The sequence below is a fragment of the Lentilactobacillus fungorum genome, from assembly GCF_016860605.1.
Lineage (GTDB): Bacteria > Bacillota > Bacilli > Lactobacillales > Lactobacillaceae > Lentilactobacillus > Lentilactobacillus fungorum.
Genome location: NZ_BNJR01000016.1, coordinates 1 through 24,135, shown reverse-complemented (window position 1 = coordinate 24,135; position 24,135 = coordinate 1). Strand labels below are relative to the sequence as shown.

The window sequence follows — 24,135 nt, the reverse complement described above, 5'->3', positions numbered from 1 at the left end:
TTAATAGCTCGTCATTATTAAGTCGCTTCATTTAATGACACGTACAAATATATGTTCTAAAATAAATTGGTATCTATGAGGTAGCCTATCATAGATTCTCGAGAAATTATTAAACTGCTTAAAAACAACGGTTGGTACCATGTCAGAATTCATGGCGACCATTGGCAGTTTCGCAATCACAATCCTCCTGGTATTGTCACCGTTCCTTATCCGAAAAAAGATATTCCAAAAGGGACAGTCAATAGCATCTTGAAGCAAGCCGGTCTTAAATAACGACTAACCTAAATAATCAAAATGGAGGCAAAGAAATGACCTATCTATATTTTGCATTGTTCACCCAAAACTCAAACGGCCAAATTGAAGTGACGTTTCCAGACTTTGAACCTTACGTTGCGACCTTTGGAGAAAGTATCGCCGATGCGCTGCACATGGCCCATGATGCGTTAGAGGGCTACTTGCTCACCGCCGAAGATGGCCATGATGAGTTGCCGAGACCAGCTAGTCCAAAAGCAATTGTCCATGATAAGGATCAATTGCTGGTTCCAATTGAGGTGGATACCAAAATTGCTAGAGAACGTGAAGAAAACCGGAGCATCAAAAAAACGCTTACAATTCCCAAATATCTCAATGATTTAGGTAACCAGAATCACATTAACTTTTCTGCCACGCTCACTGATGCTTTGAAGCAAAAACTTGGTGTTTCATAAGCTGTTTTAATCCTTTTTACGGAGGACAGACGGCCTAGAAAAGTGCCATTGAAATGAATCAATTCCCCCATTATTCAATAATTTTGATATGTGCCCGAACAGGTCAAACTTATAACGAAAAACTGAATCGGCAAAATCACTCATTCGCCATTTGACACACGACATATAGTGCCATTTCGGCAAATAGGTCGTATCTAAGATCTGACCAATCAATTTCTGGCGGGAGTCGCCACTTCAATTGATGACCTCGATTTTCGAACCAGAACCTTTTCAACTTTGAATACCTCAAAAAATAACGCCAAACAAATCGCCACAAGATTAGCATTCTCTCTGCTAACCCTGTGGCTATTCTTCAATAATGCCGTCGCCGATGCACGTGCAAGTCTCGCGCCAAGAAAAACGCCAAATCGCACAACCAAGTTTCTAAGTGTTTCATCATGTCATCATCCTCAATCTTCTAACACGAACATTACCCGTTCAAGCTCGCCTAACGCATCACCAGCATTTTGCCACTGAAAATCATAGCCCAATGACACATTGACGTATTGGACGCCCCGGTACGTTAATCGATTTGGCATGTGGGAGTGACCACTGATTGCAAGCGCCACGCTATTTTGTTCAAAAATTTGCCGGTAGCGTTCGCTGCCCAAAGGGTATAAAAAGCGGTCATAGAACGGTATTGGCAGTTGCCGAGCTAATCGCTTTGTCGGCAGCATATGACTCGCCACAAGTAATTTGCGCGAGCCGAGCTGGAGTTGATTAATTTGGTGCTGCCACGCCAAAATTTGCCGCGTTACCCACGCTCGATCCCGTTGGTAGTCAATTTGATTACCATTAATATAAAGCTGATCCGGCCAGATGTGCTTGGCGACCAAATTAGTTGCGTAAGCCTGCCCTTTTTGTTCCTGAAAATGCTTTGCAAACGTGTAATCGTACCAACCGTTAATCCCGGTAATGACCCAGTGCTTGGTCATAATCGGTGATTGGGTCAGCGATGTTGCCAAGCGATCCAGTCGCTGATAAGTTTGATGAGACTCGGTTTGGATACTGGCAACCGAACGTTTACGGGGTTGGTTGACATAGCAATCGTGGTTGCCAATCAACGTCCGAAACGAAACGGGTAATGTGTGAGCCAATTGGTCATAAAACTGTAAGTTACGGTGCAGCCCATTTGCCGAATCCCCCATGATCACCAGCTGATCAAGTTGCTTAGTATAGATGAGCTGGTTCAAGACCGCCACAAAGTTATATTGCCGGTTAAAATCAGTGTGAAGATCTGAAATAAAGCCGATGCGCATCATGAATCCCTTCATTTCTGTGTTTGTCTTTATTTTAGCGCATTAGTGAGGTTTAATATTGGCAAAATTTTGCTTATTACCAGCGTATTTAATAGACGAAGGGATTAAACCATTCTTACACAGGCATCTGGAATACTACATAAATAAAGTGGCTACTGGCGGGATCCTAGTAGCCACGATGTGAGTTCTGAATATCTTTTAATGGAAACTAATCTATATATCTATATGATTGATCCTTTTTGCATCTGCCCGGCTTTGACATATATCAATGTGCCTGCGTAAATATCCAAATACTATTGCCGATGCTCTGCCAACTCCGGCTCCTTCAGTAAGAATGTCAACCCACCAATCACTGCCAAGATGACACTGACGGCTGCCAAAATGGGAGCTGGCTGATCACTGCCAATTAAGTGGCTGAGTCCCGATAACGTATAGGGCGTAATAAACACGCCGATATTAATGCCGACAATCAAAATAGATGATGCCAGCGTTTCGTTTCCCTTACCAGCAATTTCAGCCGAGCCGGCAAATAGATATGGGCCAACCAGTGAGGTACTTAACCCGGCAATGATGGTCAGCGTATAGGTAAGCGCTAGGGATTGCGATCGCGACAATGCAAACAGTGCAACTGCGGCAATCAATAATCCTGCTGGCAAAATTAATCGGTGAATTAATTTAAAGATCTGGCCGTAAAGCATGCCACCAATCATCGTTGCAATTCCTAACAGGGCAAGGGCAATACTGCCGTCGGCGATTTTGCCATAGCCAGCAGCTAAGATCAACCCCGAGATCTTAACGACCACCGTTTGAGCGATCATCATACTAAAGAGTACTAATAACGCATAAATCATCAATCGTCCCTTGAGTAGCTGCCCCAAACTAATTGGAGATTGCGGGGCTGACTGCGCTTCTTCGGTCGTGCTTTTTGCGCGATCATTTGGCGTGCCCCACCAAAATAATAGGAAGACTGGAATCGCAATCAGATAATACAAATAGACCTGCCGCCAGCCAAACCCAATCAAAAATGACGAAATCAAAAACATTAAGATATTGCCGAGTGAACTAACTGACCCTTGATAACCCATCATGGTTTGGCGCTGAGTGCCTTCGTAATAGGTACTGATCAAACTGTAGGCCATCGCATTAAATAACCCGATACCGGCTCCTAGCAAAAATCTAGATCCCAAAATCAGCCAGAATGAATTGACCACCATTGGTATTAAGCCAGCAATCAAAACAATCAAAACCCCCAACAAAACCGTTGCTTTATTGCCGATTTTGTTGGCAATCGGATTACTCAAAACCACAAAAATCAAGATACTAAAACTGGGAACCGTGGTTAAACTTTCAATTTGGCTTAGCGGTACTGACTGAAATCTCGCCGCCATCAACGGAATCGTGCCCGCAATTGCGTTAGCACTGGTTAATAGCACCGAAATCGATAATAAGGCAACCGCAAGCCGCCATCTCCGACTTTGTGTCATGATGCATCCCCCCTTTTTATAGTGAGCGAAGCAAAGCGCTTAGAAATCGGAGTATAAGTCTCCTCGGACAGAAATTCCCGGGTTTGGAATTTCTGTCCGAGGTGCTTATACGGAGATTTCTGCTTTGCGCAGCTGTCCTCAATCAGTGAGCGAAGCAAAGCGCTTAGAAACTGTAGCATAAGGCATCTTGGCCGAAAATCCCGGGCTTGGATTTTTGGCCAAGATGTTTTATGCGGAAGTTTCTGCTTTGCGCAGCTGTCCTAAAATCAGTGAGCGGAGCCAGGCGCTTAGAAAGCGGAACGTAAGGCTCCTTGGCGGGAAATTCCCGGTTTTGGAATTTTTCGCCAAGGTGCTTACGTGTAGCTTTCTGCCTGGCACAGCTGTCCTCAAACAGTGAGCGGAGCAAAGCGCTTAGAAACCGGAGTGTAAGGTTCCTCAGACGGAAATTCCCGGGCTTGGAATTTGCGGCTGAGGTGGCTTACACGCAGGTTTCTGCTTTGCGCAGCTGTCCTCGCCCCCAACACCGTTAGTGCTGCCCCCAAATCAGTTTCAAATAATGCCGGTTAGCAAGCGCAACCAGTCGATCAACCATGCCAAGCGACAGCTTACCGTCGGACTGTTGAGCCAAACGAATCAGCGGCGTATCCATAATAATGGCATCCATGAACTTAGCTTCCGGACTATTTGGATCGGAAATTCCTTTGGACTGACTATTTTTCAACACGGACGCAATTTTACGAATGATCATCGAGTGCGCACTTAACTCTCTTGGCGTGCTCAATCGGGTGTATTGACCTGGCTGGATCGTCATTGGCGGTTGAATCTTCAACCCACTCATTTCTGTAAAATCATTCAAATTAGGTTTTTCGATCGGCGTTACATACCACTCTGGTACATCTTTAGTCGAAAGGGCTTGGCCAGCGACGTTAACCGGTGTAGACAGCGCTTCTTGATCAGAGCCAAGATTGACCGTGACAAACTTATCAACTGCGGGCAGCTGCCAAGTCTGCTGCTGTTCATCCCACTCACTAAAGGCCTGAGCGGGTAAATCAATCGTGACCAGTTTGCTTTGGCCGGCCTTCAAATAGACTTTTTTAAACCCTTTTAGTTCCTTTAGCGGTTTTAGTGGTCGCTTGGGAGAATTGCCCACATAAACCGCCACCACCTCAGCGCCATCGCGCTTACCAGTATTTTCGAGTGTCACTGCCACTTCAATGGATTGGCCGGCTTGAATTTGATGTTGGCTTATTTTTAGCCCACTTAGCTTAAAGGTTGTATAACTCAAACCAAAGCCGAACGGGAACGCCACCGGTTGGTTAGCTTTATCGTAATACCGATAGCCAACGTAAACACTCTCTGCATAAGCAGCTGACCGAGGATTCTTATCATAAATATCGGCTGAAGGCACATCTTGATAGGCAATCGGATAACTTTCAGCTAATTTTCCGGATGGGTTCACCTGACCTGTTAAGAGATGAGCGGCAGCGTCGCCAACTAGTTGGCCGCCCAAATATAAGTTGAGCAATCCCCTAACTTTCGATCGCCAAGGCAACTCAACCGGCGCCCCAGCGACTAATAGGACAATTAAGTTGGGGTTAACGGCCGCCAATCGCTCAATCAATGCGTTTTGGTTAGCCGGCAACTGCATCGTTTGCCGATCAAAGCCTTCTGATTCAGCGCTTTCCGGTAGCCCGACAACGATCACCACCGTTTCAGCATTTTTGACTGCTTGAACGGCCGCATTAGTTAACTGGCCGCTATTTTCATCTGAAAACGCGTAACCCTGCTGGTAATCGTAGGCAATTTTTGCATTAGTCAACCCCTGTAAAATCGACGTTTGCACGGGTGGATTGATGTGAGAGGAACCGGCACCTTGATAGCGGGTTTCAGCAGCCATTTGGCCAACCACCAAAATTTTTTTCGCTGGATCGATTGGTAAAATCTGATCATCATTTTTCAAAAGGACGGCCGCATTTTCTTCAATTGTTTGAGCCAATTGACCATTCTGGCTCAGTAAATCCTGGCGGTCTCCCTTAAATTCCGGCCGGTGCTTTTCGGCTATCCGGACAACATTTTCAGCCGCCCGCAAAAGTGCCGCCGACTTCAGCTGCCCATCCTTTAGGGCAGCCAATGCTTCTTGGTCAAACATGTTATGGCTTGATGGCATTTCTAAATCACCGCCAGCGTTGATACTGGCAACTTTATCGTTTAAGGCCCCCCAGTCGGTCACAACCGCGCCTTTAAATCCCCATTGATGCCGTAACACATCGGTTAACAGATAAGCGTTGTCACTGGAGTAAGTCCCATTGATTTTATTATACGAACACATCACGCCTTCGGGCTGCGCAGTTTGCACAGCAATTCGAAAGGCTTCCAGATAATTTTCGTGGAGGGCCGTCGCATCAATCAGTGAATCTGATAATAGCCGATCATTCTCTTGATTGTTGCCGGCAAAATGCTTTAAACAGGCGGCCGCTCCTTCTGACTGCACCCCTTTAATCCAAGCCGCGCCAATCATCCCAGCTAAATACGGGTCTTCGCTGAAATACTCAAAGTTTCGCCCACACAGTGGATTACGCTTGATATTAATACCGGGGCCCAAAACCATATCAACGTTTAAACTACGGGCTTCAAGTCCAATTGCCTGACCCATTTTAGTAACCAATTCTGGATCCCATGTACAGGCAACCGCGCTAGCCGTCGGAAAACACGTGCTAATCACGCTGTCGTTGATGCCCAGCGCGTCGCCTTCACCAGCTTGATACCGCAAGCCGTTTGGCCCATCGCTCATTCGAAAACTCGGAATCTGGTGGTTCGGCAAGGCGGCCGACTGCCAAAAGTTCGCTCCAGAAGTTAATTGAACGAGTTCCTCGGGGGATAGTTGCTTTAATCGCTCTGCCAATGGTTGCATAACCAGCACTCCCTTCCAATACTTAGCACCCAATAGTGATCATCAAACGCTTAGTCGATCCCAAAAAGGACAAGCGCTTTCAATCACATGAACTTGTTTATATCCTATCACGCCCAAACGCCCTGTGCTAGTCATTTGCACGGGGTAGCGCAATCATTTTTTCAAAACAAAAAAAGCCTACCATCACCGCGGTAAGCTCTCTAATAAGTCGCCATCAATACGATTTGACTTTGACCCATAAATCAATCTATCTTATTGATTAAATCCCAAATATGGATTGTCTGGTACCCGAACCAAATCGTCGGCAACCAATCGTTCCGCAATCTGAACCGCATTCCATGCAGCCCCTTTCAAGAGGTTGTCAGAAACGACCCACATATGAAAGGCGCCTTGGTTTTCATAATCTGGTCGAACCCGGCCAACAAAGGTCTCTCGTTTGCCTTCTGCTTCGATGGATTGCGGATAAATCTGGTGAGCCGTGTCATCTTGGAGAACCACACCATCAGCATCAGCCAAAACCGATTTAATCTGGTCGGTCGTTGCCGATTCGTCAGCGACTTCAAAGTAAACTGTCTCGCCATGAGCAATTCGAACCGGCACCCGGACACAAGTAGCCGTTACCTTGATATCTTTGGCGTCCATGTCATCTAGCATGATTTTCTTAGTTTCATGAATCATCTTCCACTCTTCGTGGGTGTAATAGCCGTCTTTTTCAAAAACGTCAATTTGAGGTAAGAGGTTAAACGCCATTTGATAGTGCTTCTTATCACCTTTAGTTGGCAAAATTTTGGGATCAGTCGGCTCGCCGTTTAAAACTTGTTGGGATTCTTCCATCAATTCATTTAACGCGGATTGACCGGCACCGGAGACGGCTTGGTAAGTTGACACGATAACTTGCTTCAAGCCAAATTTCTTATAAATTGGCTCCAAGCACACGACCATTTGAATGGTTGAGCAGTTAGGGTTGGCAATGATGCCTCGATGACGATAAAGCGCTTTTTCGTTAACTTCTGGGATAACCAGCGGGACTTCTTTTTCCATCCGAAAAGCACTGGTATTATCGACACAAACAGCCCCACGCTTGACTGCTTCCGGTAAAAATTTCTTAGAAGTTGAACCACCAGCAGACGATAAGACCAAGTCAATCCCTTCAAATGAGTCCGGGGTCGTTTCTTCAACGGTTATGTCTTGACCCTTGAATTGTAATACCTTTCCCGCAGAACGCGATGACGCCAACAACTTAACACTTTTAACCGGAATGGTTGATTGCGCTAATTGTTGAATCATCCGGGTTCCAACAGCACCCGTAGCACCTAAAATTGCAACGTTAAACTCTTTCATCCTCAAATCTCCTTTTCTAGTGAGCGGAGCAAAGCGGTTAGGGATCGGAGTGTAAGGCTCCTCTAACGGAAATCCCCGGGCTTGGGATTTCTCTTCGAGGTGCTTACACGTAGATTGTTGCTTTGCGCAGCTATCCTAATTATTCAGCTAACTCCAATAAATATTGATTCATCCGGTCCATTGCCTTGGTGATATCTGTATCAGAAGCGGCATAAGACATTCGAATCCAGCCTTCACCACCTGGCCCAAATGCCGAACCAGGCGTAACGCCGACCTTAGCCTCTTTAGCCAACCGAGTCGCAAATTCGACCGACGTTTCGTTTATTGTATCAGGAATCTTAGCGAAGATGTAAAATGCACCTTGTGGAAAAGCAATCCGCATGCCCATTTTTTTGAGCCGATCAGCAATATAATTCCGTCGCTTCTCGTAAGTTGCCCGCATCGGAATTGGATCGTCCAAACCATTCTTCAAAGCTTCCGCAGCCGCATATTGTGCTGGATTGGAAGGGGCAGTAACGACAAAAGCGTGCATCTTTGAGGCATTGGTAACAAAAGCTGCTGGAGCCGCCAGATAGCCAATTCGATAGCCAGTCATGGCATGGGATTTGGATAAGCCATTAATTAAAATGGTTTGTTCTGGCAACATGCTGGCAATCGAATGGTGTTCAATGCCATAGGTTAATTCACAGTAAATTTCGTCAGCCAAGACAAATAGCTTGTGCTGCGCAATGATATCCGCTAATGCTTGAAGCTGCTCTTCAGTATACTCAACCCCAGTCGGGTTAGTCGGGTAATTCAAGATAATCGCTTTGACCCGATCGCCATTTTCATCAAGCGCTGCTTGTAGTTTTTCGGGAGTTAAAACAAACCCATCGCTAGAAGTATCAATGGTGATCAACTCAGCACCCGCCACCTTGATAATCGGGAAATACAGCGCAAAGGCCGGGGTTGGGACGATGACTTTGTCACCAGGATTAAGCAAGGTCGTCAAGGCAGAATAAATGGCTTCGGTCGCTCCTACAGTTACGATAATTTCAGATTCCGGATCATAGTTGACACCAGTCCGTTTTTGTAGATAATGACTAATGCCTTCCCGCAACTCAATGATTCCCTTTTGAGCGGAATAGTGGGATTGGTTTTCTTTAATACTCTCGATTGCTGCCTGTTTGGCATGTTCCGGCACGTCAAAATCCGGTTCACCGATTGTTAACTTAACAATTCCTGGAACCGATGAAATTTCCTGGTCGAACTCCCGGATGCCGGAAGGTGCGACCGAAGCAACGTTCTCGTTGACGATTCCTGAAAGTCTACTATCTAACTGTGGCATTGTTATCCTCCATTTAATTAATTATAGAATATTTTCTAACCCAAAAATTAATTGTGTCGCTTTAGCCGCGTATGGCACCGCGATTTTGACACCACTCATAAACGACGCCCGATCAAATGAATCTTGGCGAATCGTTAGGGCCTCCCCCTTGCTGCCGAAAAGAACCTGTTCGTGGGCAACATAGCCGGGTAAGCGAACCGAGTGGATCTTGACGCCGTGGAAGTCGCCGCCGCGAACCCCTTTTAGCGTTTCTTCTGCGGCAGGGGCTTTACGGTCGCCCCTAGCTTCACTAATCATTTGAGCGGTTGACAGAGCAGTTCCTGATGGCGCGTCTAGTTTATCTTCATGGTGCATTTCAATAATTTCGGCGTCCGGCATATACTTGGCTGCTTCCTTGGCAAACTTCATTAACAGGACTGCCGAGATGCCGAAGTTTGGCGCGATGATGCCACCTATCTGCTTTTCGGCCGCTAATTGTTGTAATTGTTTAACCTGTTCTTCACTCAGACCAGAAGTCCCAACAACCGGATGGATCCCGTGCTCAATTGCAAATCGGGTGTTCTCATAGGCGGCAGCTGGCACGGTAAAATCAATCCAGACGTCCGCATCAGTTTGAATATCACTCAATTTGCCAAATACCTTCACGTTGTCACTTAGCTGCATGCCTTGCAGATGAGCGGTATCCACGCCAGGATTATAAGCGCCAACCAATTCAAACGCCTCATTATCATTAACCATTTGAACGGTCTTTTGGCCCATTGATCCTCTAAATCCAGCAACTAGCACTTTGATCATCGAAAAAACTCCTTTTTCGTTTATTTATTTAGTTAAACTCTGGCTTCACGCAAGTTAATATCGGCCAAACTGGTAACGCCTAGCGCCTCAGCTAAGTTGGCTTCTTCTTCGGCGTTTAATGACAGGATTGGCAGCCGGCAATCACCGACGTTAAAGCCATTGGCATTCAAAACGGCCTTAACGGGCGATGGTGACGGGTACATAAACAGTGCGGCCATTTTGGGCGTTAGGTCCCGCATGAGTTGTCCGGCAGCCTCAACGTTGCCAGCAGCAAGGTCGTCATACATCTCACGCATTTGGCGACCATATATATGGCTGGCCACTGAAATGACACCGTTAGCCCCTACCGCTTTGGCGAACAATGCTTGAGCATCCTCACCAGTATAAACGTTAAAATCATCGGCGGTATGTTGAACTAAATATTCCAGATCAGCCATTGAGCCACACTGCTTAACGCCAGCAATGTTTGGATTCTTGGAAAGTTCAACAATCGTTTCCGGTGTCATCACAACGCCGGTTCTTCCAGGAATATTATACATAATAATTGGAACTGGCGACTGTTCAGCAACTGCCGTAAAATGGGCAATCATTCCGCGCTGATTCGGTTTATTATAGTATGGCACAACTACCAGCGCGTAATCAATCCCAGGAATTCGACCAACTTCTGCGGTCAGTTCCACGGTTTGCCGCGTGTTATTGCTGCCAGTGCCGGCAATAATCGTGCCTCTTCCATTCACAATTTTGGCAAAGCGGGTATATAACGCAATCTTCTCGTCGTGGCTCAACGTTGGGGTTTCACCGGTGGTACCGCCAATCACAAAGCCTTTGCTGCCGGTTTCAATACAATGATTTGTCAATTGTTCCAGTGCGTCAAAGTTAATGCTGCCATCTGCTCCAAACGGGGTAATGATTGCTGTTATAATGTCTGCGTTAATCATAAAAATCCCAGCTTTCTTTAAATGTCTTTTCAGATTCGATTACTCATTCGCCATTCGATATTCCAAGAACCGCACAATTGAATGAACGCCCTTTGGGATGGCTGATTCCTTAGGATTCAATGTGGCGGAATGCAACTGTGAATCATCGTCAACTCCCAGCCAAAACATCGTACCGGGAATCTTAGATAATAAGTAGCCAAAGTCTTCGCCGGTCATCGCCGGTTCGGTTTCAACAAAATCCGTTTGTGAGTCTTGTTTGGCAAATTCAATGAATCGCCTAGTTAGATCGTCATTATTTTCTACCGGTAAATAGCCGCCTTGGTTAAATTGAATTTCCACCTTGGCGCCATAACTGGTGGCCACTCCATTGGCGACCTGCTTTAGGCGGTCCACAATATGTTCAATCATCTTTTGAGTTAAACCGCGGATGGTCCCTTCGATTCTAGCTTGACCAGCAATCACGTTTCGAATCGTGCCGGCATCCAATTTACCAAACGTGATCACGCCGCCTTCGATTGGGTTAACGCTTCGTGACACAATCGTTTGAACTTGATTAATAAATTGGGCAGCGGCCACAATCATATCGTTGGCGTTCTGCGGGTAAGCTGCGTGCCCACTTTTACCGATCAAATCAACGTTGACCTCGGTGGTTCCGGCAAATAATGTCCCCATTCGACAGCCAATCGCGCCAGCAGGTAAATCAGGATTATCATGGAGACCATAGAACTCATCCGGCCGCCACTTACCTTCAAAAACACCCAACTCATAAGCGACTTTGCCACCATTTTCACTTTCCTCAGCCGGCTGGAAGAAAAAGATCAAGTTATCTTTTGGCTGCTGTTCGGTAAAGTGGCTGAGAACCCCTAATGCCGTTGTCATATGAATATCGTGACCACAAGCGTGCATGACCCCGACATTTTTTGATGCAAACGGCAAGCCGGTTTCCTCAGTAACGGGCAGCGCATCGATGTCAGTTCGATAACCAATCGTCCGCTTGGGATCGCTACCGTGAACATAGACCAAAAGAGCCGTTGGCAATTCTTTAATTTCTCTAATTTCGAGAAACTGTTGATTCATTGCTTTAATTGTTGCCAACAGATAATCGTGGGTGTCAAATTCATGCATCGCCAATTCAGGATATTCATGCAAATGACGGCGAATATCAATTAATGCTTCCTTATTAAGTTGAGCCATTTCATCACAGCTTTCTTAAATCGTCTTCCAAACCAGTTTCTGAAGTTGTCTTGTCATCGACGTCCTTTACTTTGCGGGCAGGAACGCCAGCAACCACCGTGTGGGGAGCAACGTCTTTGGTAACAATTGATCCGGCGGCCACAACCGCGCCTTCGCCCACATGAACGCCTTCAATAAGAACCGCATTGGCGCCAACCAAGACGTTATCGTCAACTTGAACCGGCTTGGCAGAAGCTGGTTCCACAACCCCGGCTAACACGGCGCCAGCACCGATATGGGTGTGCTTGCCGACAATGGCGCGGCCACCCATGACAACGCCCATATCAATCATGCTGTTATCACCAATTTCAGCGCCGATGTTGATAATTGCTCCCATCATAATGACGGCGTTATTGCCAATTGTCACGTGATCGCGAATAATGACACCCGGTTCAATTCGGGCATTGATGTCTTTGAGGTCCAGTAATGGAACTGCCGAATTTCTGGCATTCGCCTCAATTTGATAATCCTCAATTTGGTCTTGATATTTCGTCAAGAAGGGCTTAACCTCCGCCCAATCACCAAATAACGTTGCTGTATGGGTCTCGGCAAAGGCTTTAATGGTGTCAGGAAAGGCGATATCATTTACGGCGCCTTTGATGTAAGCCTTAACGGGGGTCTTCTTTTTTGCGTTACCAATAAAATCAATAATTTCTCTTGCGTTTAACTGTGTCATGCTGAATTCTCCTTAAAATGAGTGAGCGAAGCAAAGCGGTTAGGGATCGGAGTGTAAGGCTCCTCTAACGGAAATCCCCGGGCTTGGGATTTTCGTTAGAGGTGCTTACGCGCAGATCCCTGCTTTGCGCAGCTGTCCTAGAATAGTGAGCGGAGCAAAGCGGTTAGAAACTGGAGCATAAGGTAGCTTGGCCGGAAATCCCGGGCTTGGATTTTTGGACAAGATGTTTTATGCGGAAGTTTCTGCTTTGCGCAGCTGTCCTACTAATCCCCTAACGAAAACGTTTGATCTAATGAAATCAAATCCTCAAACGTTTCTCGTTTAATCGCCAGTTGCGAATGGCCATTTTCAACAAATACAACTGCTGGTCTTGGATTGCGATTGTAGTTAGAAGCCATTGCATACCCATAAGCACCGGTTGAAAGCATTGCCAGCACGTCACCTGGCTTGGTAGCAGGCAAGGCTTGCTTTTGAATCAAAATGTCGCCGGATTCACAATATTTGCCAGCTATCCGAACCGTTTCTTTAATCGGCGCCTTGGGATTGCTAGCTAAAACGGCTTCGTACTTGGCTTGGTAAAGCGCTGGCCGAATGTTATCGCCCATGCCACCATCAACAGTAACGTACGAGCGAATGCCAGGGACATCTTTGCGGCTACCAACGGTATAGAGATTATAACCAGCCGGCCCAGCGATTGAGCGGCCCGGTTCAATCCAAATGGCTGGCATTGGTAAGGATAAGTCACTCACCCGTTTTTTGATGGCTTTAACAATCGCATCAACAAACATCTCCGGGGCAATTGGATCGTCTTCTTCGGTATAACGAATCCCAAATCCGCCGCCAACGTTGACTACCTTTGCAACATAGCCAACCTCTTTATGCCATTGGCCAAGCGTGTCAATTAATTTGGTAGCGGCCATTTCAAACCCCTTGACTTCAAAAATTTGTGAACCGATATGGCAATGAATCCCCAACATATTCATCCGATCGTCGGCCAGAACCAGATCCAATGCTTTTCGTGCTTGGCCGCTTTGAAGGTCAAAGCCAAATTTACTATCGACTTGACCGGTCTGATCATATTCATGGGTATGCGCGGAAATTCCTGGGGTCACTCGGAGCATCACGTTCATGTGGGCATCTTTGGCAGCTAAAATCTGCTTCAGTAACTCAATTTCGTGAAAGTTGTCTAGAATAATCACACCAATCTGGTGGTCAACAGCCATTTCCAATTCTTCAACCGATTTATCATTACCATGGAAACTAACATGATCCATTGGAAAGCCGGCTTTAATTGCCGTATATAATTCGCCGCCGGAAACAACGTCAATATGCGCGTTTTCCTGATTAACCAGTTGAAACATGGCGATACAAGCAAAGGCTTTACTGGCGTAACTGACCGCGTAATCAACTCCGTTATCATTAAAAACCTTTTGAAAATGATGAATTTGATCTCGGATCGCTTTAACGTCGTAAACAACCAACGGCGTGTGGTATTGCTTAACCAAGTCGAGACTATCGACACCGCCAATTTCTAAGTGTCCGGCTTGATTGGTTGGTAACTGATCGAGTTGATGGCTCATGGTGGGTTCTCCTTTTAACTGATTAGATTAAGTACTGGTATAGCATCAGGCTAGGGTTGATGTGCATTAATCGCCTAGAAAAGAGGGTGATTTCATCAGCACTTGATTTAGCATGCTACAAAAAAATCTCTTCATTCAGCGCTAGCCAAACAAAGAGATTCAGAATTTTATAGTTTCAATAAATATTCTTTATCAATTGTCGTTAGCGCCCCGCCGTAGATTTCTACGGCGACAGTCCATAGCCTCTTAAGCTATGTCCCAGCGCGCCACAGGCTACCTCCTATGGTGCTTCGGCGACCGCCCCTTTCGCCAGCTTCAAAGTTCAGGTAGGAACTCCACTGGTTACTGATGTTGGTCGCAACCTCTAATGATTTAATTGACATAATTTTATAATGTTTCTCATAAAGTGTCAATAGTTTGTTAGGAGATAGGATTGCTGACCGCTATGGCGCTTTTAAGGATTTGCTTTTGAAGGGCAGTTACTCGCTAACCGTACAAACGGTCAGCCATCTTGATATAAATGTAAAAAACAGGTAGCTAAGCTGCTTCGTCCCTAAATCAAAACCCAGAATCTTTAGGCTGCTCTATTTTGCCGAGGACCGCTCCGCAAAGCAGAAAGCTGCACCTAAGCCACTCCAGCCACAAATCCAAGCCCGGGATTTATGGTTTGTCTACCGCTACTTTGCCGAGGACCGCTACACAAAGCAGAAAGCTGCACCTAAAACCACTTGGTCACAAATCCAAGCCCGGGATTTATGGTTTGTCCGCCACTACTTTGCTGAGGACCGCTACGCAAAGCAGAAAGCTGCACCTAAGGCCACTTGGCCACAAATCCAAGCCCGGGATTTCTGGCCAAGTGGCCTTAGGCTCCGCTTTCTAACCGCTTTGCTCCGCGCACTTGCAAAATTCCTCCAAAATGCTAAAATTCGTTTTAACAATTTCTAATCGAATTGTTAATTAATGGGAGTAGCCAGGGAGTGAAATTTTATTGATGAAAGTTGTTAAGTTTGGGGGCAGTTCTCTTGCGGATGCCGCCCATGTTGAAAAAGTTGTTCAAATCGTCCAAGAGGATCCGGATCGTCAAGTGATCGTGACTTCCGCGCCAGGGAAACGTTTTTCAGGTGACATCAAGGTAACTGATCTGTTAATCAAGTATGCCAACGCAACGCTTGCTCATGATCAAAGTCCTAAATACGTTGATGACATCTTTTCCCGCTATCAAGAAATTGGCAATGCCTTTCACGTTCCTGCTACGGTTCTCCAAGACATTAAAGCTAAGTTAGTCGCACTACCAACTCAGACGTACCCTAACGATGACTACCTCATGGCGGCGTTTAAAGCTCACGGTGAACGCTTAAACGCCGAACTTTTTGCCGCTTGTTTAACTCAAGCAGGCACTAAGGCTCGGTTTGTGGATCCTAAAGAAGCTGGCATTTTACTAAGCGACGATCCCAATCAGGCCTCCGTTTTGGAAGAAACTTATGATAACCTCAATCATTTCACCGTTGGCAATGAGAAATTAGTCTTCCCTGGCTTTTTTGGTTTTACTAAAAATGGCCAAATTGCCACCTTTGCCCGCGGTGGTTCTGATATTACCGGATCCATTTTGGCAAGGGGATTAGGGGCTTCTTTGTACGAAAACTTCACGGACGTCGATGCCATTTTTGCAGCTAACCCTAAAATTGTTGACGATCCCGAACCCATTACCAAAATGACTTTCAGGGAAATGCGTGAACTGTCATACGCCGGCTTTTCAGTTTTTAACGACGAAGCCATCATCCCAGCCATCCAAGGCCAAGTCCCTATCAATGTCAAAAACACGAATCATCCCGATCTTCCCGGCACCCTTATTGTCCCTGAAAAAGACGTCACCACGAAAAAACCAGTCACAGGCATTGCCGGCTCCAATCGGTTTGCGGCTCTCTATCTTCACCGATATCTGCTCAACAAACAAGTTGGCTTTACGTTAAAAATCCTACAAATTCTTTATAAATACGGGGTTTCTTACGAACATATGCCATCTGGAATCGATGATTTAACGATTATTTTTGACCGCAATCAACTGGATAATGACACCATCCACAAGATGTGTGCCGATATTAACAACACACTGCATCCCGACACTTTAGAGTGGATTGATGATTATGCGATCATTATGGTTGTCGGTGAAGGAATGCGTGCTAAAATTGGTACTATTGAGAACATTATTCGACCACTCGCTGACCACGGAATTGCTGTTCACATGATTAACCAAGGTGCTTCTCGCATCTCAATCATGCTGGGTACCCGTGAATCCGACGCCGATAATGCCGTTAGGTACATTTATCAGCATTTTTTCAGTAAAGCTAAATTAACCATTTAGCTCAAATCAGTTTCTAAATTGGAGGAACCCACGATGGTGCAGTTACTAAAGGTCCACGGCTCACAAAACAAATTTTTTATTCTCGATCAAACCCAGTTAACCCATAAATTATCAAGTCAAGAACGAGTGGCCCTCGCCAAACACATCACCGATTCAAATGACGGCTTGCTTCACGGCGCTGACGGCTTGCTTCACGGCGCTGACGGCTTGTTGGTAATTGATGACTCGGACCATGACGGCGCTCTTGGCAGCATGGAAGTCATCAACACCGATGGCAGTATCGCCTCAATGTGTGGCAACGGCTTAAGAACGGTTTCGCGTTACTTGGCTGAGAAAACCGGTCAAGACGCATTCAAGGTAGCGACCCAAGATAGTGATTTAGCAGTTCACAAAGAAACTGATTTAGCAGCTGGTGTGCCAACCTTTAGCGTTGAGATTTCGCCGGTTACTTTTAATAAAGAATCCCTACCGTTCGACCATTTGGGTGCTGACCAAATTATTGATCAACCAATTCCAGAATTCGGTGTTGGCGTCCGTTTTACAGCTTTAGCGGTTCCTAATCCCCACTTGATTGGGTTTGGTAACTTTAAGACAATGAAGCCGGACGGACTGAAAGTTTTGGGAACCATGCTTAATCAAAGGAACCCTTACTTCCCAGATGGTGTTAATGTGAGTTTCGCTGAAATTCAGGGCCCCGACACGTTGTTTGTTCAAACCTTTGAACGCGGTGTTGGGCTAACTAACGCCTGTGGTACCGGCATGTCAGCTGCCAGCATCGCGTTTTGCCTGAACCGGCCGGAGTTGGCTGAATTTGAAAAAACCATTACCGTCTATAACCCCGGTGGCATGGTTAAGACTCGCGTTCATAACAATGACGGTGAGTATACCGTTGATTTGATTGGCAACGCAACCTTTACCCATGAAATTGAAATCCCGGAAGCCGATCTACACGCAAACGACCTGACCCGTGCTTCTGTGACGGCAACTGACGAGCAAGATGCCTATGATGAATTTGTAGGGAGCTTGGATAACGGCCGGTTTTAGCTATGACTTATTATAATGACGCACAAAAAGACGCCCCGCAGTGCAAGGACGTCTTTTTTGTTATAAGTGAACCCCATCAGCATATAAAAGTAAGCAAGCTTCTATCTCAGCGTATCCATTCAAAGTATCGATTTCAAAAGGAACTCTCGATAATCAAGTCTTAAGGGTCATCCACTTAACTGATTGATTTTTCTAGTCGCCTAACGCTGCCTGCTCGTTCTGCCACACCTCTGCCACTAACTGATTGGCCAACACCTTGCAAATTAGGTTAATTAATTGATCCTGCATATACTTGGTGGCATCAAAGTTAACTGGCTGACCGTTAATCTTAGTGAGGGTCATTTTGTTGGTTTGAATATCGACGCGATAGTGGGCAAAGGTTTTAACGATGATCGCCAACTTCTGTTCATTTAACATACTATTGGCCTCCCAACTTTAACTTTAGTCGCCATTCATCTTGACGAACTTGGCTTTTGTTTAATCGTAAATCCAGATAAGGCGCGACCGACAATAAAAAGTCCTTTACCTGCTCATAGTGCGCCTTACTGGAAAAATAGTGATTAGCCTTTCGTTGTGAAAGCTTATCAATTTTGGCCTGTAAGTCCTTTAAATAAGCCGTTACTAATTGAATTGTATTTTCCCGAATGCTGGCAAGGTAAGCAATTTGTTCATCTTTTGGGTCTTCAATTTCCAACGTTTCAACCAATTGAAAATCTGCCAGTTCACTTGCTTCAATATTGAGCAGTTCCAATTCATGATTCTCAACCGCCGACTTAAAACTAGTGACCTTCGTTTGGCTCAAGTATGATGGCAAGTCATTGTTGGGAAGCTTAACCAGTAAATGGGCTACTCTGGTAATGCCGCCACCGAATTTAATGTGGATGACAAAGTTCTTTTTGCCAATATAATTAACGTTGTCTAGGATTAATTGCGGGTTATTGGTAATCACCCGTCCAAGGGCAATATAGCGATCATGTTTTCTTTTAAGTATCTGACCAAATTGGGGATTCATGGCGGCCTCCTCCTTTAATATGTCATGATTTAATTGGATAATGATTGGTTCCTTCTGTACATATCAGCCAAATGCTGAAGAACAAGCTATTCTCTAGTATAATAGAATGCGGTTAGATTTAGAACAGTTTTATCAAATAGAAGCATACGTCAGCAGGCTGTCTTGCCAAAGTTTAGGTGACTATCCCCTTTTACAGGGAATGGGACTGTTTCGCAAAGCAGGAAACCCTAGATACCCCCAAGCAAAAATCCAAGCCCGGGATTTATGATTTGCCCGCCACTACTTTGCCGAGGACCGCGGAGCAAAGCAGGGATCTGCGTGTAAGCACCTCTAACGAAAATCCCAAGCCCGGGGATTCCCGAGCTTCGCTACTACCTAGTCGAGGATCGCTGCGCAAAGCAGAAAGCTGCACCTAAGGCCACTCAGCCAAAAATCCAGGCCCGGGATTTCTGGTTTACCCGCCACTACTTTGCCGAGGACCGCTACGCAAAGCAGAAAGCTGCACCTAAGCCACTCCAGCCACAAATCCAAACCCGGGATTTATGATTTGCCCGCCACTACTTTGCCGAGGACCGCTACGCAAAGCAGAAAGCTGCACCTAAGCCACTCCAGCCACAAATCCAAACCCGGGATTTATGGCTGGAGTGGCTTAGGCTCCGCTTTCTAAACGCTTTGCTCCGCGCACTTGAAAGGAGGAACACATGGCAACCCATCAAATTGGCATTCGAGAATTAGTTGAATTTTTATTGCGGACTGGCGACTTAAGTCCGGTCATCAGCAGCGAAAACACCCCCCAAGAAGGCAGTCGAATCCATCGCAAACTCCAACACAGCCGGCCTGCATCTTATCAATCTGAAGTGGCTTTAAAAACAACCATTAATTACCTTGGCGACGACTACGTTATCTCCGGGCGTGCCGATGGGATTGATGTTCAAGATGACAAATTATTACTTGAAGAAATCAAAACATCTGACTTGGAATATGCCAATCTTCCCGATTCAACATTGGCGCTATATTGGGCACAGGTAAAAGTCTATGCTTATATTGTCATGCAAGACCGAGACATTGATTCGGTCACAATGCAACTCACGTACGTTCAAACGCCCGATGAAATCATTACGACTAAACAACAGTTAATCACGCGTTCAAAAGCCATTGACTTCTTTAATGACCTCATCAAGGAATACCAGGAATGGCTCAAGTTGCGCCGTGATTTGGACGAACAGCGGGTTACCACTGCCAAAAAATTGGCGTTTCCTTTTAAAACGTATCGACCCGGCCAACACCAATTAGCCACCAATGTCTACAAAGCAATTATGCTTGAAAAGCACTTGTTCGTTGAAGCTCCAACTGGTACAGGCAAAACCATTTCCACCCTTTTCCCCGCTATTAAATCAATGGGTGAAGAACTCATCAAGCGGGTCTTTTATTTCACAGCCAAGCAAAGTACCCGCCACGTAGCTGAAAACACGATCAGCCTCATGAGTACCAAAGGATTGGCCTTAAAATCAATCACCCTAACAGCTAAAGACAAAATCACCTTTCCAGAAGAAGAAAACGTTTTGCCAGAGGAAAATCCTTACATGGTTGGCTATTATGATCGCGTGCGGCCAGCCATCAAGGATCTCATTACCCACGTCGATCAAATCACCAAACAAACGATTCAAACATACGCCAGAAAGCACCAAGTGGACCCGTTTGAATATTCCCTAGACGTTAGCTTGTTCTGTGATGTCATTATTTGTGATTACAATTATTTGTTTGACCCCCAAGTCCACTTACAACGCTTCTTTTCAGTTCCTGATAAAACAAACTGCTTCTTAATTGATGAAGTTCATAACTTAGTGCAGCGTTCTCGAGAAATGTATTCGGCAACACTGGCGTCGACGCCAATCGATCCTTTAATTCATTCCTTAAACCAAAAACCAGCTACCAATGCCAAAATCATCAGTAAACTCAAATCACTTAAACGGTCATTTAAACGTTACAGTAAGCCTGCCGCGGCGACCGTTGCCAAACAGGTATCCCAACTAGCGCCACTGACAAATTTTGATAAAACACTTGGTGACCTAATTGAAGTCATTCACCAATGGTTGGCGGCCCAGTCTCCTAGCGATGTCGTGGATAGCGTCGTCGATTATTACTTTCAGTGCCGTAGCTATTACTTGATTAGTCAGTTTTATGATGAAACCTACCGAACCCGAATCATCGTTAACGACGATCGCATCACGTTTCGCCAATTTTGTTTGGATCCCAGCAAGCATCTCAAAGACAGCCTTAATCTGGGGCGGGCAGCCATTTTGTTTTCGGCAACGCTAAGTCCCATTAATTATTACCAACAAGTTTTAGGCAACGAACCCGATAGTTTAGCAATGATCTCCACCTCCGCGTTTCCGCCCAAAAACTGCCAAGTAATTGTCGCAAACAACATTAATACGGTTTACGCCAACCGGCAGAATAGCATCCAGCCAATCTGTAACACGATTGCCACGCTAATTGCCCAAAAAGCCGGACACTATCTGGTTTTCTTTCCGTCAATGACTTATTTAAATTTGGTACTCAACCACTTTGTTGAAACTTATCCTGATGTCCACGTAATTAACCAAACGCCTGAGATGTCCCAAGAAGCCAGAGAAGCATTTTTAGCTGAATTTCGTCAATCGGACCACCAAACCAAAGTTGGCTTTGCCTTGCTAGGCGGGATCTTTTCTGAAGGTATCGACCTAAAAAATGATGCTTTAATTGGCGTGGGAATCGTCAGTGTTGGGTTGCCCGGGATCAATGAAGAGTCTGATTTGATTCGTGATTATTTTGACCAGCTAAACGGCCAAGGCTTCTCGTTTGCTTACCAACTTCCCGGCTTTAACAACGTTTCTCAAGCCGCTGGCCGGTTAATCAGGACAAAAACGGATAAGGGCGTCATTGTCTTGATGGATCAGCGCTTTAATCAAACCAGGTATCGCCAAATTTTTCCAACCAATTGGCAGGCAATCAAAGTTACAAATAGTGACCACCAATTAGCAACGATCCTCCAACAGTTCTGGAAAAACAGCAACGATTAAGCGTTCCCGTTACTTTTAGCAGGATTGGGTGTATACTGATATCGCTGTTCGTTAATTGGACTAGGACAGTTATGTAAAGTGAAAAGTTATCTCTAGGCTGCCGGCAGCAAGCCGAGCTTCTCGTTTACAACAGCTTAGATGCCGCTTTTTAATTGTCTTTGTTTCGCTCACTAAGTCAGGAGGGGTTAGATTGAAATTAGCGATGTACGAAAATCAGCCAATGTTGGTGGCGCTCCAAAATGATCAATTCTGGGGCGTCCCAATTACCGGCTACAATTCGATTGACAGTATTCTAAATGACTGGCAGAACTTTGTTTCAAACGTACTAATCGATGTGAATGATGAAAGAATCATCAGTAACGACCATTCTAAAATCCTAGATGCTAACAAGTTCGAACAGCCAGTCCAGTTTCCAAAACAAATCCCAGCAATCGGCTTTAACTATCTCGATCATATGAAGGAAATGGCTACGGCTAAACCCAAACGGCCAAATGTCTTTAACAAATTTGTCAGTTCGTTGGCCGGACCTAAAAACGCAATTCACTTAAGCAGTGAGACCGTCGATTGGGAATCAGAACTAGTTGTCGTCATTGGCCGCGGCGGCCGCAATATTAGCCGCGAGGACGCCGAAGATGCCATTGCTGGCTATACGGTCGGCCAAGATATCTCAGACCGTCGTCTTCAAACGATCGATGGCGCCAATACGCAGTTTGACCTCGGTAAATCATTTAAGAATTATTCGCCAATCGGCCCTTACATAACAACGATTGCCGATACCGATGACATTGTTTCCAAGCAAGTCGTCACTAAAGTAAATGGTGACGTAATGCAGCAAGCATCCATTAGCCAAATGATTTTTGATATTCAAACGCTGGTTTCATATATTTCGAGTGTGATTGAGTTATATCCAGGGGACTTAATCTTCACGGGGACACCTAGTGGCACTGGGGTTGGTCGTGATCCACAGATCTTCTTAAAATCCGGTGATGTGTTGACAAGCGAAATTGAGGGGCTTGGCACCATTACCACGCATGTGAACTAGTTGATAGTAATTAGCAAAACGCAGGGGATCAGCGATTCTTGGGGTTGCTCAGCTGCTAGCTCATATTTAGCACAATAAAGGTCGGCGCAAAACAATTCGTTTTGTCCCGACCTTTATTGTGAGTTATCTAAGTAATGGTTTACAGGCGGCGCAATACACTGACGCCTTCTGGTACCGCGAAGTCTTTTTGAACCATCGTCAATTTGCCAGATTGGGCATCTCGCGCGTATAATGTCGCATTATCTGAATTTTGATTTAGGCAAATCACAAATGACTCATCATCGCTGAAGTTAAAGTCGCGAGGAAAGTCACCTTCCGTCGCAATTCGTTGCACAAGCGTTAAATTGCCAGCGGTATCTGAGCTAAAGACGGCAATCGTGTTATTACCCCGGTTTGAAACGTAAACGAACCGGCCGTCGCTTGATAGTCTAATCGCTGCAGCGCCATTGTGTTCCGTCCAATCATCAGGGATAGTTGATAAAATATTTCTCAATGAGAGTTTGCCAGCTTGTGCATCATAATCCAAAACGGCAACATTGCTGCTAAGTTCACCCACTAAATAAGCAACGTTCTTTTTTGCATCAAAAGTAATGTGGCGAGGGCCATAGCCGTCCTCCATTTGTAATTCACTTACGGGGGTTAATTTGCCGCTATCATCCACATCGTAGAGATAGACTTTATCAACGCCTAAGTCAACAACGACAAGCCGGTTATCAGGTGTCAAATTGATGTAATGAGGATGTGGGCCATCTTGTTGTTCTGGCCGAAAGCCTAGTGTCCCTTTGTCCATAATCCGATCAGCAAGCGAAATTGCCCCATTTTCCGCGATTTTGTAAGTGCTGACGATTCCAGCATGATAATTGGCGGTAAAGACCAGCTTTCGATTGTCATCGACGGCAATATAAGCCGGTGACGTTTCTTGATCATGGATACCCGCAATGGGTGCCAGCGGATACGTCGTTTGAGTGCCATCCCACTCATAGAAACCGCCAGACACATCACCGGTCTTTTCATCCTTAACTTTAGTAATCGCATAAATCCGTTTATTCTTTGATTCGGCTATGTAAGTTGGGTCGATGGCCTCCCCCACAAATTCCAAATTTTGTAATTTCTGGTTATCAGGATCTAATTCAAGCTGATAAACACCCTTACTAATTCTTCTGGTATAGGTTCCAATCAAATAAGTTTCAGTCAAGATAATACCTCCAAATATAAAGTGAGCGGAGCAAAGCGCTTAGAAAGCGGAGCCTAAGTTAACTTGGCCGGAAATCCCGGGCTTGGATTTTTGGACAAGTTGACTTAGGTGCAGCTTTCTGCTTTGCG

Annotated in this window: 19 protein-coding genes and 1 riboswitch; of the genes, 6 read left to right on the top strand and 13 right to left on the bottom strand. The window is 45.5% G+C overall.

The window, feature by feature from the left end; all coding sequences use genetic code 11:
- Positions 1–87 precede the first annotated feature (87 nt).
- Positions 88–273: a type II toxin-antitoxin system HicA family toxin gene (locus YK48G_RS08985; RefSeq protein ID WP_308440180.1), complete on the top strand. Its 186-nt coding sequence runs from the start codon at positions 88–90 to the stop codon at positions 271–273.
- Between the two features lie 35 nt (positions 274–308).
- Positions 309–707 (top strand): type II toxin-antitoxin system HicB family antitoxin, encoded by a 399-nt coding sequence (locus tag YK48G_RS08980; RefSeq protein ID WP_203630394.1) that lies wholly within the window; start codon positions 309–311, stop codon positions 705–707.
- 449 nt (positions 708–1,156) lie between these two features.
- Here YK48G_RS08980 and YK48G_RS08975 read toward each other — a convergent pair whose 3' ends face one another.
- From YK48G_RS08975 to lysA, 10 genes are all read right to left on the bottom strand, one after another.
- On the bottom strand, positions 1,157–2,008 hold the full coding sequence (locus YK48G_RS08975) for a metallophosphoesterase (protein WP_232365336.1): 852 nt from the start codon (positions 2,006–2,008) through the stop codon (positions 1,157–1,159).
- Positions 2,009–2,298: 290 nt separating this feature from the next.
- Positions 2,299–3,489 (bottom strand): MFS transporter, encoded by a 1,191-nt coding sequence (locus YK48G_RS08970; protein WP_203630393.1) that lies wholly within the window; start codon positions 3,487–3,489, stop codon positions 2,299–2,301.
- Between the two features lie 526 nt (positions 3,490–4,015).
- The gene (locus YK48G_RS08965; RefSeq protein ID WP_203630392.1) at positions 4,016–6,400 is read right to left on the bottom strand and encodes a glycoside hydrolase family 3 C-terminal domain-containing protein; all 2,385 of its coding nucleotides are present in this window, start codon (positions 6,398–6,400) and stop codon (positions 4,016–4,018) included.
- A gap of 252 nt (positions 6,401–6,652) precedes the next feature.
- On the bottom strand, positions 6,653–7,741 hold the full coding sequence (locus YK48G_RS08960) for an aspartate-semialdehyde dehydrogenase (protein WP_203630391.1): 1,089 nt from the start codon (positions 7,739–7,741) through the stop codon (positions 6,653–6,655).
- Between the two features lie 139 nt (positions 7,742–7,880).
- Complete coding sequence (locus tag YK48G_RS08955) at positions 7,881–9,068, bottom strand: aminotransferase class I/II-fold pyridoxal phosphate-dependent enzyme (protein WP_203630390.1); 1,188 nt, start codon at positions 9,066–9,068, stop codon at positions 7,881–7,883.
- A gap of 21 nt (positions 9,069–9,089) precedes the next feature.
- Positions 9,090–9,863 (bottom strand): 4-hydroxy-tetrahydrodipicolinate reductase, encoded by a 774-nt coding sequence (gene dapB / locus YK48G_RS08950; RefSeq protein WP_203630389.1) that lies wholly within the window; start codon positions 9,861–9,863, stop codon positions 9,090–9,092.
- A gap of 32 nt (positions 9,864–9,895) precedes the next feature.
- A complete protein-coding gene (dapA, locus tag YK48G_RS08945; RefSeq protein WP_203630388.1) occupies positions 9,896–10,801 on the bottom strand; it encodes a 4-hydroxy-tetrahydrodipicolinate synthase in 906 nt (301 codons plus the stop codon).
- Positions 10,802–10,840: 39 nt separating this feature from the next.
- Positions 10,841–11,995: an N-acetyldiaminopimelate deacetylase gene (locus YK48G_RS08940; RefSeq protein ID WP_203630387.1), complete on the bottom strand. Its 1,155-nt coding sequence runs from the start codon at positions 11,993–11,995 to the stop codon at positions 10,841–10,843.
- A 4-nt stretch (positions 11,996–11,999) separates the two neighbouring features.
- Positions 12,000–12,710: a 2,3,4,5-tetrahydropyridine-2,6-dicarboxylate N-acetyltransferase gene (gene dapD / locus YK48G_RS08935; protein ID WP_203630386.1), complete on the bottom strand. Its 711-nt coding sequence runs from the start codon at positions 12,708–12,710 to the stop codon at positions 12,000–12,002.
- 263 nt (positions 12,711–12,973) lie between these two features.
- Positions 12,974–14,290, bottom strand: a complete 1,317-nt coding sequence (gene lysA, locus YK48G_RS08930; RefSeq protein ID WP_203630385.1) for a diaminopimelate decarboxylase — start codon at positions 14,288–14,290, stop codon at positions 12,974–12,976.
- A 195-nt stretch (positions 14,291–14,485) separates the two neighbouring features.
- Positions 14,486–14,665: riboswitch (Lysine riboswitch) on the bottom strand.
- A gap of 616 nt (positions 14,666–15,281) precedes the next feature.
- Here lysA and YK48G_RS08925 point away from each other — a divergent pair.
- Both YK48G_RS08925 and dapF read left to right on the top strand, forming a co-directional pair.
- Complete coding sequence (locus YK48G_RS08925; protein ID WP_203630708.1) at positions 15,282–16,652, top strand: aspartate kinase; 1,371 nt, start codon at positions 15,282–15,284, stop codon at positions 16,650–16,652.
- A 33-nt stretch (positions 16,653–16,685) separates the two neighbouring features.
- Positions 16,686–17,696: a diaminopimelate epimerase gene (gene dapF / locus YK48G_RS08920; protein ID WP_203630384.1), complete on the top strand. Its 1,011-nt coding sequence runs from the start codon at positions 16,686–16,688 to the stop codon at positions 17,694–17,696.
- A 192-nt stretch (positions 17,697–17,888) separates the two neighbouring features.
- On the opposite strand, the gene YK48G_RS08915 is transcribed toward dapF, so the two are convergent.
- Both YK48G_RS08915 and YK48G_RS08910 read right to left on the bottom strand, forming a co-directional pair.
- Positions 17,889–18,113 (bottom strand): hypothetical protein, encoded by a 225-nt coding sequence (locus YK48G_RS08915; RefSeq protein ID WP_203630383.1) that lies wholly within the window; start codon positions 18,111–18,113, stop codon positions 17,889–17,891.
- Position 18,114: 1 nt separating this feature from the next.
- Positions 18,115–18,708: a hypothetical protein gene (locus tag YK48G_RS08910; RefSeq protein WP_203630382.1), complete on the bottom strand. Its 594-nt coding sequence runs from the start codon at positions 18,706–18,708 to the stop codon at positions 18,115–18,117.
- 701 nt (positions 18,709–19,409) lie between these two features.
- Between YK48G_RS08910 and YK48G_RS08905 the strand changes: the two genes are divergently transcribed.
- Positions 19,410–21,770, top strand: coding sequence for an ATP-dependent DNA helicase (locus YK48G_RS08905; RefSeq protein WP_203630381.1), 2,361 nt, complete (start codon positions 19,410–19,412; stop codon positions 21,768–21,770).
- Between the two features lie 190 nt (positions 21,771–21,960).
- Positions 21,961–22,812 (top strand): fumarylacetoacetate hydrolase family protein, encoded by an 852-nt coding sequence (locus YK48G_RS08900; protein WP_203630380.1) that lies wholly within the window; start codon positions 21,961–21,963, stop codon positions 22,810–22,812.
- A gap of 139 nt (positions 22,813–22,951) precedes the next feature.
- On the opposite strand, the gene YK48G_RS08895 is transcribed toward YK48G_RS08900, so the two are convergent.
- A complete protein-coding gene (locus YK48G_RS08895; protein WP_203630379.1) occupies positions 22,952–24,007 on the bottom strand; it encodes a lactonase family protein in 1,056 nt (351 codons plus the stop codon).
- Between the last annotated feature and the right edge of the window lie 128 nt (positions 24,008–24,135).